The organism is Acinetobacter sp. UBA2581 (assembly GCF_002339435.1).
Classification (GTDB): Bacteria; Pseudomonadota; Gammaproteobacteria; order Pseudomonadales; family Moraxellaceae; genus Acinetobacter; species Acinetobacter variabilis.
The window spans coordinates 1-16116 of sequence record NZ_DDLD01000068.1 but is presented as its reverse complement, the minus strand read 5'-3'; the positions used below and the strand labels follow the sequence as shown (position 1 = coordinate 16116).

13 protein-coding genes, 7 tRNA genes and 1 pseudogene are annotated in these 16116 nt (G+C 41.3%); 17 read left to right on the top strand and 4 right to left on the bottom strand.

Going from position 1 to position 16116, the window contains the following annotated elements; all coding sequences use genetic code 11:
- The first annotated feature begins 2 nt into the window (after nucleotides 1-2).
- From B3Q46_RS08110 to B3Q46_RS08090, 5 genes are all read left to right on the top strand, one after another.
- Nucleotides 3-1892, top strand: a complete 1890-nt coding sequence (locus tag B3Q46_RS08110; RefSeq protein WP_034169988.1) for a M48 family metalloprotease — start codon at nucleotides 3-5, stop codon at nucleotides 1890-1892.
- A gap of 207 nt (nucleotides 1893-2099) precedes the next feature.
- A complete protein-coding gene (locus B3Q46_RS08105; protein ID WP_262736279.1) occupies nucleotides 2100-2747 on the top strand; it encodes a hypothetical protein in 648 nt (215 codons plus the stop codon).
- Between the two features lie 22 nt (nucleotides 2748-2769).
- Nucleotides 2770-3750, top strand: coding sequence for a 2-hydroxyacid dehydrogenase (locus B3Q46_RS08100; RefSeq protein WP_262736278.1), 981 nt, complete (start codon nucleotides 2770-2772; stop codon nucleotides 3748-3750).
- 85 nt (nucleotides 3751-3835) lie between these two features.
- Nucleotides 3836-5278: a M48 family metalloprotease gene (locus B3Q46_RS08095; RefSeq protein ID WP_286714710.1), complete on the top strand. Its 1443-nt coding sequence runs from the start codon at nucleotides 3836-3838 to the stop codon at nucleotides 5276-5278.
- A 101-nt stretch (nucleotides 5279-5379) separates the two neighbouring features.
- Nucleotides 5380-5739, top strand: coding sequence for a hypothetical protein (locus B3Q46_RS08090; RefSeq protein ID WP_262736451.1), 360 nt, complete (start codon nucleotides 5380-5382; stop codon nucleotides 5737-5739).
- 80 nt (nucleotides 5740-5819) lie between these two features.
- Here B3Q46_RS08090 and B3Q46_RS08085 read toward each other — a convergent pair whose 3' ends face one another.
- The gene (locus B3Q46_RS08085; RefSeq protein WP_005235099.1) at nucleotides 5820-6266 is read right to left on the bottom strand and encodes a GatB/YqeY domain-containing protein; all 447 of its coding nucleotides are present in this window, start codon (nucleotides 6264-6266) and stop codon (nucleotides 5820-5822) included.
- Nucleotides 6267-6299: 33 nt separating this feature from the next.
- Nucleotides 6300-6515, bottom strand: coding sequence for a 30S ribosomal protein S21 (gene rpsU / locus B3Q46_RS08080; RefSeq protein ID WP_001136722.1), 216 nt, complete (start codon nucleotides 6513-6515; stop codon nucleotides 6300-6302).
- 146 nt (nucleotides 6516-6661) lie between these two features.
- On the opposite strand from rpsU, the gene tsaD reads away from it, so the two are divergent.
- The 3 genes and pseudogenes from tsaD to B3Q46_RS08065 all read left to right on the top strand — a co-directional run bounded on the left by tsaD (nucleotide 6662) and on the right by B3Q46_RS08065 (nucleotide 10400).
- Nucleotides 6662-7678, top strand: coding sequence for a tRNA (adenosine(37)-N6)-threonylcarbamoyltransferase complex transferase subunit TsaD (gene tsaD, locus B3Q46_RS08075; RefSeq protein WP_262736450.1), 1017 nt, complete (start codon nucleotides 6662-6664; stop codon nucleotides 7676-7678).
- Nucleotides 7679-7886: 208 nt separating this feature from the next.
- Nucleotides 7887-8825 (top strand): annotated as a pseudogene (locus B3Q46_RS08070) (sensor domain-containing diguanylate cyclase).
- A 531-nt stretch (nucleotides 8826-9356) separates the two neighbouring features.
- Nucleotides 9357-10400, top strand: a complete 1044-nt coding sequence (locus tag B3Q46_RS08065; protein WP_262736448.1) for a hypothetical protein — start codon at nucleotides 9357-9359, stop codon at nucleotides 10398-10400.
- Between the two features lie 56 nt (nucleotides 10401-10456).
- On the opposite strand, the gene B3Q46_RS08060 is transcribed toward B3Q46_RS08065, so the two are convergent.
- Nucleotides 10457-11329, bottom strand: coding sequence for an ATP-binding protein (locus tag B3Q46_RS08060; protein WP_004782422.1), 873 nt, complete (start codon nucleotides 11327-11329; stop codon nucleotides 10457-10459).
- A gap of 195 nt (nucleotides 11330-11524) precedes the next feature.
- On the opposite strand from B3Q46_RS08060, the gene B3Q46_RS08055 reads away from it, so the two are divergent.
- The 9 genes from B3Q46_RS08055 to B3Q46_RS08015 all read left to right on the top strand — a co-directional run bounded on the left by B3Q46_RS08055 (nucleotide 11525) and on the right by B3Q46_RS08015 (nucleotide 15404).
- Nucleotides 11525-13033 carry a DUF3336 domain-containing protein gene (locus B3Q46_RS08055; RefSeq protein ID WP_286714080.1) on the top strand — a complete coding sequence of 503 codons (1509 nt, stop codon included), beginning with the start codon at nucleotides 11525-11527 and terminating at the stop codon, nucleotides 13031-13033.
- A complete protein-coding gene (locus B3Q46_RS08050; RefSeq protein WP_376782845.1) occupies nucleotides 13005-13844 on the top strand; it encodes a protein kinase domain-containing protein in 840 nt (279 codons plus the stop codon). The genes B3Q46_RS08055 and B3Q46_RS08050 overlap by 29 nt, the downstream gene beginning before the upstream one ends.
- A gap of 107 nt (nucleotides 13845-13951) precedes the next feature.
- Nucleotides 13952-14036 (top strand) — tRNA-Leu (locus B3Q46_RS08045).
- Nucleotides 14037-14069: 33 nt separating this feature from the next.
- A tRNA-Trp gene (locus B3Q46_RS08040) sits at nucleotides 14070-14143 on the top strand.
- Between the two features lie 38 nt (nucleotides 14144-14181).
- A tRNA-Leu gene (locus tag B3Q46_RS08035) sits at nucleotides 14182-14266 on the top strand.
- 385 nt (nucleotides 14267-14651) lie between these two features.
- Nucleotides 14652-14737: transfer RNA gene (locus B3Q46_RS08030), tRNA-Leu, on the top strand.
- A 352-nt stretch (nucleotides 14738-15089) separates the two neighbouring features.
- Nucleotides 15090-15174: transfer RNA gene (locus B3Q46_RS08025), tRNA-Leu, on the top strand.
- Nucleotides 15175-15207: 33 nt separating this feature from the next.
- Nucleotides 15208-15281, top strand: a tRNA-Trp gene (locus tag B3Q46_RS08020).
- A 38-nt stretch (nucleotides 15282-15319) separates the two neighbouring features.
- Nucleotides 15320-15404 (top strand) — tRNA-Leu (locus B3Q46_RS08015).
- A 145-nt stretch (nucleotides 15405-15549) separates the two neighbouring features.
- On the opposite strand, the gene B3Q46_RS08010 is transcribed toward B3Q46_RS08015, so the two are convergent.
- Nucleotides 15550-15753 (bottom strand): hypothetical protein, encoded by a 204-nt coding sequence (locus B3Q46_RS08010; RefSeq protein WP_004786362.1) that lies wholly within the window; start codon nucleotides 15751-15753, stop codon nucleotides 15550-15552.
- Nucleotides 15754-16116: the final 363 nt, after the last annotated feature.

Below are 16116 nucleotides of genomic sequence, written 5' to 3'. Positions count from 1 at the left end.
GATTGAAAAGCGTAGGATATGCTTTGGTCAAAAACAAGAATATGCTATTGCTAGCCAGCTTTTGTCTGATTGCGATACTATTAACAGTTCTGATTATCAATACAGTGGTTGGCCTGTTTGTTTTCTATGCTGATCCTGGCCAGTCGATATGGTGGCATGTCCTTAGTCCTTATCTGGTAGCACTGGTTTTGTTCTTGATGATTATTTCGGTCATCTATGAATTTTATACGTTTCGTGCCGGCGGCTATTCTTTAGCCCAGCAAATGGGCGCGCGTCGACTGAACCAAATGGAAAGTATTCCGGAAGAAAGTGCTGCACTACGGATCAATACTCAACTGGCAGATACGTTCCTGATTGAACCGCCAGCTATGTATGTCCTGCCGAATGAAGTGGGGGTCAATGCATTAACAGCGGGTTTTAGTCCACGTGATACTGCTATTATTCTGACTTGGGGTGCATTACAAACTCTTGATGAAATTGAACTTTATGGCTTGCTCAGTCATGAATTTAACAAGATTCTATCTGGTGAAACAGCTGAAAATACCCGCCTGAAAATCCTATATAGCAGTCTAACCACTTTTAGCCAATGGGGCAGCAAGATTGCGAAGTTGGGGTTTTATCGAAATGATGTACCTCGCGAAAACAAGTTTGAAACCTTCTATGTCTCAATCGGAGCAGTCATCTGGTTGATTGGTAGCTTGGGTATTTTGATTACACGTTTTATTAAATATATTTCATTGGGCGGACGTACCTATAAAAATGACCAGAAAACCCGACGCCTGATTCAGAATGATGCCAATATTCAGACTTTATTGCGCATTCATGTGCATCATTCAGGATCACAGATCTATAGTGAATATGCCGAATCCATTTCACATATGTGTTTTGCCAATTCTTTAAGTCCACAGAACTGGTTGAATATTCATCCGAATATTAATCAGCGTATTTATGAATTAAATCCTGCCTTGATTCAGGATCTGCAGCTCGAAAATCTGAAGAAATTAAAAAACCAGCCTTTGTTTAGTCTGTTTCGTTCACTCGAAGATGTCGTGCCTGAAAGCACAGCAGTCTGGGAATCCCCACAGCCTTTGCCTTTGTTGCGTTTGTCTCCGATCAGTTTTGCGATCAAAGATGCCATCAAGCCATTGAATCCTGAACTACGTGCCAATATGCCGCGTCCGGAGCTGATTGAACGTGCTTTGCAAACTTCGACCGGTTCACGTGAAGTGATGGTCGCAATTTTGATGATCCGGCAATATCGTGAATTTATTCCGACCGAGGCAGAGGTCAGTCGTGCGATTATTGATTCATTATTAAATCTGGATGGACGGGTACATATCTCGATTTTCCAGCAAGCCTGTAAAAATATTGGTGGAATGCCTACCACAGTTGCACGGCAGTTTTTAATGAAGCTGGCAAGGATTATTCAGGAAGATGGTGAAATTGGTTTGCTGGATGCCTTATTGCTAGAGCGGGTGAAGTATGAGCTGAATTTACTGCCGATGCATACGCCGACGTCTTTAGATGAGGTCAAACCACAGATTGTACGTCTGATTGATGCCTTGCTGCATGTGCAGCAGATTAATAGCGATAATCAACTGGAGGTTCGGGAAAAGATTTTAAACCGTATTCTTAGTCCTCGAGAACTTGAGCTGTATAGTGAAATCTCAGATGAGCCGATTGATTTGGCCGAGATTTTAAATGATATTGCAGGATTGTTATTACGTGATCGTTTGAGCATGTTGGGTATTGCAGAAGTTTGCCTGTGGAGCGACCGGATCATGACTCAGGATGAACTGGATGTGATGGAGCTTTTATACTGGCGCTTGGGCTTTGAATCCAATGAAATTACCTCGCAAATGCTTAAGAAAAACAGTTTGATGATTATCTAGTATTTTTAAATTAATAAGATGTATTTAAGTCCAGTCTTTCAAGAACTGATCTATAAACAAACTTGCAGTAGAAAAAAGTAATCTTATAAATTGATTTCTATTCTGAGTTAAAATGACTCAAGATAGAGAGTGAAAACTGGAAATAGTTCGGCAAAGAAAAGCGAATCCCGTTAAAATGTTCGACCTGAAATAGGTGATGAAGAAAAGATGATTGGGCATCAGCGTGACATACTGGCAACATTAGGAATAGATATCTGGATTCCCAAGGGCGACGTATGTCAGCAGTATCAGGTTTCGATCTGGCGTGATCAGGCCCCAGCAGAATTGCATAGCGAAATCATCCTGCCACAACCGACTCAGATTACTCCGGTAGAAAAAGCTCCTTTAGTCGCGCCTGAGCCCGTTACAGTTGAAGCAAAAGACGAAGTTAAGAGTGAAGCGCCAGTAGTTGTTGCACCAATTCAGGAACAGCGGGAAATTCTACATATTCCGCCATTCAACTTGCAGGCTTTAAGCTTGGAACATTGTACGGTTGTCATCGATGCCACAGAAATGACCGGGCAAACCCAGCTTTTATGGACCAACATCCAGCGTGCTCTGCAAAGTGGATTTTATGAACTGAACTGGCCATTTCCCTGGGTGAATCTGCAAGATGGTCGAGGTGTTGAATCTTATATTCAAGGTTTTCTGGACATGATGAGCCTGGAAAAAAATATCATTTCCCTTGGCTCTATTCCGCATGTGACACATAATAAAATGATTCAACTGGCATCTTTACAGGAAATGCTGGATCAGCCAATACATAAAAAACGCTTATGGCAGTTTATGCAAAACAGGCCAGCGAACTCAGATTAATATTGATGTGGAATAGGGACATATGAAACAAAAAGTGATTGTATTCAGCCAGATCGATCAGGATGTCCAAAAAAAACTCGAACAAAATTTTAATGTAGTGACCTTACAGCCGAAACTAGGCAATGTGCATGAGCAGTTGCTGGAACATGTGCGCGATGCCGATGGCATGATTGGGGCAGGCCGACTGCTCAATCGCGAGAATCTGGCACCAGCAACCCGACTTAAAATCATTTCTAGTGTCAGTGTCGGGTATGACAACTATGAAGTTGATTATCTGAATGAAAAAAATATCTATCTGACCAATACCCCCCATGTCCTGACTGAAACCACGGCAGATCTGGGATTTGCGCTATTAATGGCAGCTGCACGCAAAGTGGCTTATCTGGATCACTGGACCAAGCAGGGGCAATGGCACCGTACAACACGTGAAGCACAGTTTGGTGTGGATATTTTCGGAAAAACGCTGGGGATAATCGGCCTAGGGCATATTGGGGCAGCAGTTGCACGTCGTGGGTTTTACGGTTTCAATATGAATATCCTGTACCATAATCGCCATGAAAAACCGGAATTGACTCAAGGCCTCAATGCACAGTATTGCTCTCTGAATGAACTTTTGCAGCGCTCAGATTTCGTGGTGGTTACCGTGGATTTAAATGCTGAATCAAAAGCTCTGATTGGAGCCGAACAACTGGCACAAATGCAGCCACATGCGGTGCTGGTGAATATCTCCCGTGGGCCTGTGATTGATGAGCAGGCTTTGATCAAAGCCTTAAAAGCCAACCAAATTTTTGCTGCGGGGCTGGATGTTTATGAGAAAGAGCCTTTAAAAGAATCAGAATTATTTGAGCTGGATAATGTTATTACCTTGCCTCATGTCGGTTCGGCCACAGTGGCAACACGTCGAAAAATGGCTGAGCTGGCTTATCAGAATCTGGTTGATGCACTTGAAGGGCGGGTGCCACGCTATGTGGTGAATCCGCAAGTGATTGGTTCATCTAAGTAATATTAAATAACATTTTCCTGCATCTATGCTCATTTTTCGATGCTATATTCGAGACAGGTTGAAACTGAATTTTAGAGATTTTTCATTGAAACGTTTGGTATTGGCGTGCGGGTTAAGTCTGTGTGCAGCAGCAGGACATAGTGATAATGATTATTTTAATCAGCCTGCTGCACAATTTTCTGTACCGGATATTGGTGCGGGCGTCGGATTGATCGATCAGCAAAAAGAACAAATGATTGGTGAAAAGGTCTATCGTCAAGTCCAGAAACAAATGCCTGTGATTCAGAATCCATGGCTTGAAGATCAGTTACTTTCCATATTTTCCCAAATTCTCAGTCAGACCAAATTACAGCAACCGATCGGTTTAATGGTAATCAATGATCCGCAAATTAATGCCTTTGCGGTACCTGGTGGGTTATTTGCCCTGAATGCGGGTTTGATTAATTCTGCTCGAAATACGGATGAAGTGGCAGGGGTGATGGCACATGAAATTGCACATGTCACACAACGTCATTATAGTCGTTCGCAAGAAACCTTTAAAGGACAAGGACTGTTGGCCCTGGCAGGGATTCTGGTGGGTGCATTAGTGGCTTCACAGGCAGATGGTGATGCAGGTGTAGCAGTGATGATGGGTTCTCAGGCAGCTCTACTGGATCAGCAATTAACTTATAGCCGTAATCAGGAACGTGAGGCGGACCGGATCGGCATGCAATATATGTATGCTGCCGGATACAGTCCGCACAGTATGGCGGATTTCTTTGAAGTGATGCATCGTTCCACTAGCCGTTTAAGCTTTATGCCTGATTTCTGGCTGACGCATCCTCTAACTACTGAGCGTATGAGTGAAGCACGTTTGCGCGCCAATCAGCTGCCTGCGGTTAAGCGTAATTTAAATGATCAGGATTTTGAAATCATTAAATGGTATACACGGGTACTGTCACGTCAGACTACTGAACAACAGCTCAACTTAATGGTGCAACGTAATGATTTTCCTGGTCAGCTCGCTTTAACGGCTTATCAGCTTCAACAGGGAGATTTTCAGGCGGCACAAACCGCACTGGATCAAGCCAAAAAGCACAATAAAATGCATCCTTTGCAGGTGTTATTTCAGACTGATATTTATCTGGGGCAAAATCAGCTGGATAATGCGCTAAAAAGCATTAGTTCAGCCGCACGAATCATGCCGGAAAACCGTGCTTTAAATTATAAATATGCCGAAACCCTGATTCGTGCCAAACAACCTGATCAAGCCAGATCCATTGTACAGCGCTTTTTAAATAGCAATACCCGTGATGTTAGTGGCTGGAGATTAATGCAACTGGCAGCGAATGCAGCACCTGATTCATCAATAAAAGCCGCCAACGTCTTGCGTTATCGTGCCGAAGTAGAGTACTGGTCAGGCTATGAAGAAACTGCGATTAAATCCTTAATACATGCTCAACGCATCAGCAAAAATAATCAATCTCTGTCAGCAACCATTGGTCAACGTTTAAAACAGATGCAGCAAACGCGACAGTTTAAAATTTAAGTCTATTTTTCTAATGATTTTTAGCTTCAGTAGATATAGCCGAAGTTTACTAAATCACGCTACAATCCGGACAAAGCTAAGTTGTCTATTTTAATTATTTTATGAAAAAAATATTATTGGGTTTATGGATATTGGGGTGTGGCGGAAATATATTGGCGGCTAGTGCGGCAGAATACGTGCAGTCCGTTGAGCAGATTAACGCTGATTATCAAAAAGAATCACGCCAGTTTTTAAAAGGTTTAAATCCACAGCAGCAGGGTTTTAGCGCATCGCAGAATCAGCAGTTTTGTGCGATTGTGCAGCGTTATGTGGATCGCTTATATAAAGCGGCAGACCAGAACCGAGCTTATCTGGATCGTCAGTATCAAAATGTAGGCAAGCAGGATGTCATACTGCAGGTAAAATCTTCAAAAGAGATGCAGTTGCTGAAACGTTATAATGTGGATTGTAATTTGAAGTAAAAATAAATAAGAAAATGCTGAGAACTGTCCGGAATGGAGGCAGTTCAACGCAGATTTAGATTTGAAAAAGAATGGGGGAATTAAGCAAGTTTTGCTTTAATTTTTGCTGAAACTTGTGCAGGATCGGCGCGCCCGGCTATGAGCGGACGCAGAGAATTCATCACCTTACCCATATCTTTCATGCTAGTAGCTTGTTGCGCTTCAATTGTTTGCGCAATCAGGGAATCAAGTTCTTCCTCAGTCATAGCTTCTGGTAGAAATTGAGAGAGAACCTCAACTTCGGCTTGTTCCTTACTAGCTAAATCATCTCGACCGGCGCCTTCAAAGGCTTTGATCGATTCTTTACGTTGTTTAATTTGCTTTTCAATGACCGCAAGAACTTGAGCGTCGTCAAGTTCTTTACGCTCATCGACTTCGATTTGCTTAATTGCTGCTTGCAGACTACGAATGACCGTCAACTTTGACATATCTTTGGCACGCATGGTGGCTTTCAATACGTCAGTAATCTGGTTTTTTAAAGTAGTCATTATTTATTCCAAGCAGTCAATCACAAATTAATCTTAGTAAAGGCGAGTAGTACGTACTGATTCACGCGCCAATTTCTTTTGGTAGCGTTTAACAGCAGCAGCTTTTTTACGTTTACGTTCTTGAGTTGGTTTTTCGTAGAATTCACGTTTACGAACGTCAGCAAGAACACCCGCTTTTTCGCATGAACGTTTGAAACGACGGATAGCTACGTCTACTGGTTCGCCTTCTTTCAATTTAACTTGTGGCATGAAGAATCCTCATTAAGTTATGGATAAGATCAGGGCCGAATTGCCCTCGATCACAAGTGAAGGTCAGTATTTTACTCATTTACATCTCATATCACAAGTCTATAATAGTTGTTGCAATATATTTGATACAGGTTATAGGCAGTTTAATGATCGTTTTAGGCTTGGAAACGTCGTGTGATGAAACAGGACTTGCGCTGTATGACAGCGAGTTAGGTTTGCGCGGACAGGTGCTGTACAGCCAGATTAAACTGCATGCTGAATATGGCGGCGTCGTACCAGAACTGGCTTCGCGTGACCATGTGCGTAAACTCATTCCTTTACTGAATGAACTGCTTGAACAAAGTGGCATCAAAAAATCAGAAATTGATGCCGTGGCTTATACCCGTGGTCCGGGCCTGATGGGCGCATTAATGACGGGCGCACTGTTTGGTCGGACTTTGGCCTTTGCCTTAAATAAACCGGCGATTGGTGTGCATCATATGGAAGGTCATATGCTGGCACCATTACTTTCTAAAACGCCACCGGAATTTCCATTTGTGGCATTACTGGTGTCTGGTGGGCATTCACAGCTCATGGCTGCTTATAGTATTGGGCAGTATGAATTACTCGGTGAATCGATTGATGATGCGGCGGGTGAAGCATTTGACAAAGTTGCAAAGATGATGGGTTTGCCATATCCAGGTGGCCCGAATATTTCCAGACTGGCTGAGCAGGGCGATCCGAATGCCTTTGCTTTCCCACGTCCAATGCTGCATCAAGGCTTAGAATTTTCATTCAGTGGTTTAAAAACTGCAGTTTCTGTTCAAATGAAGAAACTCGGTGAAGAAAGACGTGATGCTGATATCGCTGCGAGCTTCCAGGAAGCTATTGTCGATACCTTAGTGAAAAAATCAGTGAAGGCATTGAAACAGACTGGCTTAAAACGTCTGGTCATTGCAGGTGGTGTAAGTGCCAACAAGCGTTTACGTGAACGTCTGGAAGCTGATTTGGCGAAAATCAAAGCCACCGTGTACTATGCAGAACCTGCATTATGTACCGATAATGGTGCGATGATTGCCTTTGCGGGTTATCAACGTTTGAAAGCCGGACAGCAAGATGGTTTGGCTGTGACCACAACCCCACGTTGGCCAATGACAGAATTGACGAATCCAGCCGAAGCTTGATTTAAAGATTTGTCATGAAGAAAAGGGGCTTTAAGCCTCTTTTTTATTGGATTGCTCTTGTGGAGTAGAAATATTCAACAAATAATATTAATAATTTAATTATTTTGGCTCTGCTACAGTAAGTGTTTTCTTATTGATACCATAAAATAGTTTAATAATATAGAAATCCCACTCTATTATATGCGGAATGATGCAGAGACTATTTCGGATGGATAATATCAGTTTTAAAGGTTTTCAGGATGCGGGCCAGGCAGTTTTAAAATATCTGCATCAGCATTTTGGCTTTAATTTATGGATGATCACCCGGGTAGAAGAGAATGACTGGATTGTATTGCAAAGCGAAGATCATGGCTATGCTGTTCAGCCAGGTCAGGTATTTGAATGGGCCAATTCTTTCTGCTGTCATATGGTCACAGGCAAAGGACCAAGAATCGCGCCTCGCTCTGAAGAAATTCCTTTATATGCGACTGCGCCAATTAACCAGCATTTCTGCATCAAATCCTATATTGGTTAACCACTCTTTAAAGAAGATGGCAGTCTATTTGGAACATTATGTGCGGTTGATCCTGAAGCCAAGTCAGATGCCATCATTCAGGATCTGGCGATGGTCGAGTTATTTAGCAAGCTTTTGAGCTCAATCTTACAAGCTGAATTGCGTCAGAATGAGCAAATTCGTCAGCAAGAACTGCTACAGCAACAAGCCAGTAAAGATGAATTGACTGGGTTATATAACCGTCGTGCCTGGGAGAAACTGCTACAGGCAGAAGAAGAACGTTGCAAACAGTACGGTCATCCGGCTGCGATCTTATTTATAGACTTGAATGACCTGAAAAAAGTGAATGATAGTCTGGGGCACAAGGAAGGTGATCAATTAATTCAGCATACAGCACAAGTCCTTCAAGAAAATGTACGTAGCAATGATATTGTGGCGCGTATCGGTGGTGATGAATTCGTAATCCTGAGCATAGAAAATGATAAAGCGGGAGCTGAGCGTTTGCTCGATCGTTTAATTGAAGCCTTTGCAGAAGCAAAAATTGAAGCCGCATTTGGTATGGCGATGCGTCATCCAACGACTGGCTTAGTTGAAGCACAGTGGCAAGCAGATAAAAATATGTTTGAGTACAAGCGCTGGAAAAAGTCTATTTAAATATTTTTGATTTTTAATATTTTTAAGGAGGTGTCTGAGAATATTCAGCCATGAACTGTCAAATTTTGAGCCAACAATAAATGGAAATAATTGATTTCCTTTTATTCTTATTTTTAGGTTTTATTCAAAGTTTAATTGTCTAGAAGCAACCTAAGTTCTTCTTTAAACTCGGCTATTCAAAAGATAGCTTTTCGACTTTTTAACCTAACGGTTACAAATTTTATAAGTATTGTTGCAAAGAAAATATGTGTTATTGGGGTTGGTTTCTAAGATTTAGTTATGAGAACTAATAAGACCTTGCTCTAGAAGTAACATCTTATTTTTTAATGACCATTGTTCTATGAAATATAAATTAAAATTACAGAGTTAATCCTTAGTTTATTAAAAGATAAAGCACGATCAGAGTGTAAGAAGTACTGTCCAGAAAAAATATCATCGACAGGTAGTGGGTTTGTATTGTGTAGTTTTAATACGCCCATCTTTCATTCTCATTGAATAAAAATGCAAAGAAATTCTAGGGAATAAAATTTCATGAAAAAGCAGATGTCATTCTTTGGGCTGGTTTTGGTTTCAGGCTTGCTTACCGCATGTGGTGGCAGTAAAGGTAGCTCAGACAATTCTACAGTGACCACCCCGCCAAATGTTCCAGAGGAGAGTATTTCTCCTGAACTTTCAGAAGAATTTATTCCTTTTGAGGATCGCGATATCATCGAGAAAATCCGCGACAAAATTAACAATAGCACCAGTAATGATACGGACTATAACGTTGCGTTAGGTCATATGATTGGTGAAGTTTTTGCGGATTATCCTTATGGACGCACGAGCCGTATTATCAAGATTTATAATCTGAGTGTGAACAGCATCAAATATCCGAATCTGATCTGTTCTGAAGTGAATACCAATGGTGCAGTGAAAACTTTTAAATTAAAAACCGATAAAAATAACTGTATTGTTCTGGATAAAATCTATCGCAAAGATTCAACCATTACCCAGATGGTCAACGGTGATACTACGACCTTGACCTTTAGCAATGTACGTTATGGTTCCAATGTTGATTTTAATCTAAAAGATGATTATCTGATTTCAGGTACGATTGTTTATACCAAAAGCAAAAACAATTTGGATGCATTGGAAAGCTATAAAATTGACCGTCTGGAATTTCAGCGTGTAGCGGAAGACAAGAATGCGGGTAAATCTGGCGCTGAGTATGATGAGCTGAGCAAGGAATACTTACTGGTACGTAATTATAACTATAGCCTTGTAGATGACTATAGTAGTGGCAGTAATGGTATTCGTACCTTAACCAGCAGCGGCAGCATTATTGGTCAGCCAAATCTGGCGGATTACCGTTATAGTTTTGATTTTAATACGACTACATCATTCAAGATGGACGAAACGGTGTTAAATAATTATAAGCATCTGCCGAAAGAGGGCGTGCTTAAAATTACTGACAGTTATGATCAGGTGATTGAGGTCAAACAAAATCAGCCTGAATCCTTAAAAGCGCCTGTCTATTTCAATGGCAGTGAGCTGGATGATCTGCTGTGGTCTACGATTATTGGCAATAAAAAATAAGAACTAACCTTATAAAAAAAGCTCCATTAAGGAGCTTTTTTTATAAGGGGAAAAATTTACAGAGAATTTAACTGCTGCGAACCAATCCAGTGTTTAGAGAACTGATAGGCTGCACGGCCTGAGCGTTGGCCACGTGCCTGACACCAGCGTAATGCTTCAGCACGGGCTTCAGCTGTAAGTTGCATATCTGCCTTTTTCAAATAATGCTCAACGATTTCCAGATACAGGTTTTGATCCATTGGGTAGAACGACAGCCATAAACCAAAACGATCCGACAAGGAAATTTTCTCTTCAATGGCTTCCTGTGGATGTAACTCTGTATATTGCGGTACATCTACTTTGGTCACCGGGGTATTTTCATGCATGAATTCCGGTAATAAATGACGACGGTTACTAGTCGCATAGATCACAAAATTACTGGAACCGGACTGTAATGAGCCATCTAAAACACTTTTTAGACTGCGATAGTTTTCATCTTCCGCATTGAAGGCCAGGTCATCACAATAGACAATAAACTTTTCCGGACGACCGGCGATCAGTTGCTGAATTTGTGGAAGATCTGACAAATCATCACGTTCAATTTCAATCAAACGTAGACCCTGATCTGCATATTCAGTCAACAAGGCACGCACGATCGAAGATTTGCCTGTACCGCGAGAGCCAGTGAGTAAGACATCATTGGCAGGTAATCCTTTTAGAAACTGCAAAGTATTCTGAATGACTTTTTCTTTTTGTCGCTCAATGCCTTTTAAATCTGCCAGTTCAATCTGTTTAAGCTGGTGAATGGGTTTGAGTTCTCCAGCCTGCCATTTATAGGCATAAGCAGAAAAATCAGGACTTTGTTTTAATTCAGGCAGGCTTTGCTGGAGCTGGAGAAGAACAGTAGAAAGAGCATTTAAGATATTGTCAGGTAAATCAATTTTCGCCATGATTTGAGCAGTACATTTACAATTATGGCTAGAATACTATCACTGTAAAATTCACAGTCAAAGTCTGGAAAGTGTGATAATTTGCCTAAAGTGGTGAATTTTCGTTATTGTAGTACAAAGAAAATAGATGCCTGTTTTTTTGTTTATGGCTGCAGGGTGTCTGAAAATTACAATATAGATAGGGAAGAGGGGCAGATGCTGTTTAAAGATTTTACTCAGGATATCAATCCACATCAGGCCTATCGTATTAAAAAGCTGAAGCAGCAATTGCAGCAGGCTGAAACTTACGAAGAATGGAAATATATTGCCTTAAAGATCGACGAAGAATCTGGGGCACAAGAATGGAAATTGGATAATAGTTCACCCTATTTTGATGCCGAAGTGATTGCGCATCGACTGGGGAAATTAAGACGTTACCGTCAGCAGAAACGCACTCGCGACCTGATGTATATCCTGCGTGAAGGGCTGAGTTACGATATTGCCAATATCGCCCATCCTTTATTGTTTACCGTTACTTATGTCGGCACTAAAAAAATTATTGAAGATTATGTAGAAGAAGTCAGTCTGGGCTTGGCTTATATTGCTTCTGCACAATGTACCTGTCTGACTCTTGAAGAGAAAATTGAATATTTTGAGCACTGCCAACGTGCTTATGGTCAGCCAGCTTTAATGTTCTCGGGCGGTGCAACACTCGGCTTATTTCATACCGGTGTATGTAAGGCGCTAATGGAACAGGATCTGTTACCTCGAGTGATGTCGGGTTCTAGTGCTGGTGCAATTATGACCGCTATGTTGGGCGTCTCCAAACCCGCACAATATGTGGATATTTTAAAAGGTCATAACTTTTTCCATGAAGCATTCCATTTCCGTACCATGAGTGAATTACTGAAGGGTAATGGTGGTCTGGCGGATGTTAAATACCTGAAAAAAATCCTGATCGAAAACTTGGGAGATATGACCTTTGAAGAAGCATTAAAAACTTCGGGTCTACATATTAATATTGCGGTCGCGCCTTATGATGCAGCGCAGGATGCCCGGATCATGAATGCCTATACCTCTCCAGATGTACTGGTCTGGAGTGCGGTGCTGGCATCTTGTGCTGTGCCAATTTTGTTCCCGCCGGTACGTCTCACCAGTAAACGCCACGATGGGCAATATACGCCTTATATGGGCGCAACATGCTGGGTAGATGGCAGTGTTCGTAGCGATTTCCCGCAGGAGAAAATGGCGCGGCTGTACAATATCAATTACACCATTGCCAGTCAGGCCAATCCACACATTGTGCCTTTTATGCAGGATGATATTTCACGCTTCCGTAAAGGGACATTAAGCTGGCCGAAACGCATTGTACGCCGTCAGAGTGTGGTATTTACCAAAGGGATTATGGATTTTGCCCGTGAGCATGCGGGAAGTTTGCCGCCAGTCCGCCGTTTGCTGGATCATGGTTATGGTGTGGTGGATCAGCGTTACTATGGCGATGTGAATATTGTGGGTAAATATAGCCTGCGTCATTATAGCTATATGCTGCAAAATCCTCGTCCGCATTTATTCAAGGTGTTGCAGCGTGAAGGTGAGCGGGCGACCTGGCCAAAAATCTCTCTGATCGAAACTCAGGAGCGGGTAGGTAAAACTATTCAGCATTGTCTGGAACTGCTAAATTACCAGCATGCTCCAGATGCCAAGCAGGAATACATTGTTACTTAACCTCGCCAATCTGCATCAGCTTAATTTCCAGCTTAAGACCAAAGCCCGAAGTCTGGGTTTTGGTCGCCGTCTTTATTATCTAGAATTTAATCCTGAGACCAGGTCAGCATTGTGGTTGAAAACCCAGAATCTGGATTCAACGGCTATTTCTCAGCATGCCCAAGCTGGCTTAAGTCATGAGCTGGATTTTTATGAAGCTTATGGTAGGAAAGAAGGTAAAGCTTTCATGCTTCCGCATCAAATTATTCGAAAGCCGTTTCAGATTGGAGATGAATCTTTCAATCTGGCTTTGATCCTGCCTGATGCGCCAGCACATTTTGAGGTATGCCCTAAGCTGTTTTCAATTCAAGAAGTCCGTCAGCGTATACTACGGGCATTAGAAACGTTGATAAGCTTACAAGAACTCGGGTATCTGCATGCTGATCTCAAACGAGAGCATTTTGTCATTTATCAGAATCGGGTTTGTTTGATTGATTTTGAGCAGGTGCAGCCCCTCAACACTACCAGCCAAGCAATGAACGCAACGCCTCGTTATATGGCGCCCGAATTGTTCCAAGGGCAAGCCAAGTCGCTACAGAGCGAAGTTTATGCGCTGGGTATCATTTTTTATGAGTGGCTTACAGGGCAACATTTAGAAGCGACAGATTATCAAGATTGGGCATTATTGCATTGTCAGCATTTTAAACCTGAGCTCCCTGCACAATATCAAGCTTTGCAAAGTCTGCTACAAAATATGCTTCGAAAGCACTCACAGGATAGATTGTCTGATTTCAAAGCCGTAAAACAGGCCTTACTTACTGAAATTGCGTGAGAAAAATACAATAAATTATATATTGTTTTTTATTTAATCAAACGAGTGGTTTTTTCTTAAAAAGAGCTTGTCAGGTGAAATTGATCCCTATAGTATACACAGCCATCGGGGACGTGGCGAAATTGGTAGACGCACTGGATTTAGGTTCCAGCGCCGCGAGGTGTGAGAGTTCGAGTCTCTCCGTCCCCACCAATTTACTTAAGAGATTGAGTAAAATGGCCGAGTAGAGGATTGGTGTAATGGTAGCATGACGGTCTCCAAAACCGTTCGTCAAGGTTCGAATCCTTGATCCTCTGCCAAAGTTTGAAAAAGTCCAACACTAAGTTGGTACCCTGATGGGGACGTGGCGAAATTGGTAGACGCACTGGATTTAGGTTCCAGCGCCGCGAGGTGTGAGAGTTCGAGTCTCTCCGTCCCCACCATCAAAAGAGACAAGGTTGATGCCTTGTTTTTTTTTTGCCTGGAATTTAAGGCTGAGCCATCTTTTAATCTCATTTTCATTATTCGCTTACTTTCGATGAGTAGATTTTAAATACTCAAACTAAGTATCAGTGAAGGTGAGAAGAGGGAAGTCCTTTAAAATATCCAATCAATTGGCTGATCTAAACACTATTAAAATTAATATTCAGCACTCTTTCAAATAACTTGATTTTTTAAATTGGAGAAATGAAATTAAGCGGTTTTATTAAAAATAAGTCAGTATTTAATCATCAAAGAATTAACTGATTAATTTTTGATATAAAAACACCGAGTTGATTATAGAATCGCTTGTCAAGCAGATGCGATCGCTATAATATACACAGCCACGGGGATATGGCGGAATTGGTAGACGCACTGTGTTCAGGTCGCAGCGCCTTCTGGGCGTGAGAGTTCGAGTCTCTCTATCCCCACCATATATGAAGAAACAAGGTTAATGCCTTGTTTTTTTTTGCCTGAAATTTAGTGCGACATTTTTATTGGCTCGGCTTTTTATTCTTTGTATTGGATTAATTTATTGTTTAAACAACATGCTTGATCAAGATAAGTGAGGTTCTAGAGATCTGATCTGCTGAGACTGAGCTAGACAAGCTTAGAGATTAAGTTCAAAGCAGTAGCAAAGAAACCTCATAAGGCCGAGTTTTCTTGTTAAATCTTATAAAAAATAAAAAAATTGCATTAACTGTTTAATTTATAGCGGAATAGGCAGTGATTGCTTGTAAAATCACTTGTCAATGACCTGCTATCTCTATAATATACACAGCCATCGGGGACGTGGCGAAATTGGTAGACGCACTGGATTTAGGTTCCAGCGCCGCGAGGTGTGAGAGTTCGAGTCTCTCCGTCCCCACCAATTTACTTAAGAGATTGAGTAAAATGGCCGAGTAGAGGATTGGTGTAATGGTAGCATGACGGTCTCCAAAACCGTTCGTCAAGGTTCGAATCCTTGATCCTCTGCCAAAGTTTGAAAAAGTCCAACACTAAGTTGGTACCCTGATGGGGACGTGGCGAAATTGGTAGACGCACTGGATTTAGGTTCCAGCGCCGCGAGGTGTGAGAGTTCGAGTCTCTCCGTCCCCACCATCAAAAGAGACAAGGTTGATGCCTTGTTTTTTTTTGCCTGAAATTTTATAAACGAAAAAAAGCCCATCGAAATGGGCTGATTATAGGAATAATAGAATTTTACTCAAATAAAAGGGTAAATCATGAGTGCATTGATTAATTAAATTTAAGCTTTCAGATGATCTTCAAACTCCTCACCCAGCTGCATGGCCAATGCATTACCTGAAAGATCGCAGGTCACCAGACCATATTCTTTTTTAAAACTGAAACTAAAACCACGATTGTCTGCCAGGGTGCGAACCGAATACCCCAATTTTTCTAACCAAAGTCTAAATGCGAGAACGTTTTTTGCTTTAACCACTTTTTTCACGAGATAACTCCTTCATTAGTTAAATCATAGATAAGGGTGAGAATTTTCGTTTTAAAGGGCAAATACCCTTATTTAAATTAATTTAATTGAATTTGCGGATTTAATGAACAAGATAATATAGACGAAATATAAGGTTTTTAATCTAAGTCTATGTTTTTTATTATTTTCAAGATGTTGTAACTAAATATTTTAATTTTAAGCCTAAATAATTTTTTGAATAGTTATTAATATTCAAATATTTAAAACAATAATTAGACCTCTTGCGAAAGTAAAAACCACCTCAATATAAATTTCATGAGATATCGGAAATTAAATCGTTTTTCAGATTCTGAATTCAAACGTTTGGTTGGCGTACCTCGACAA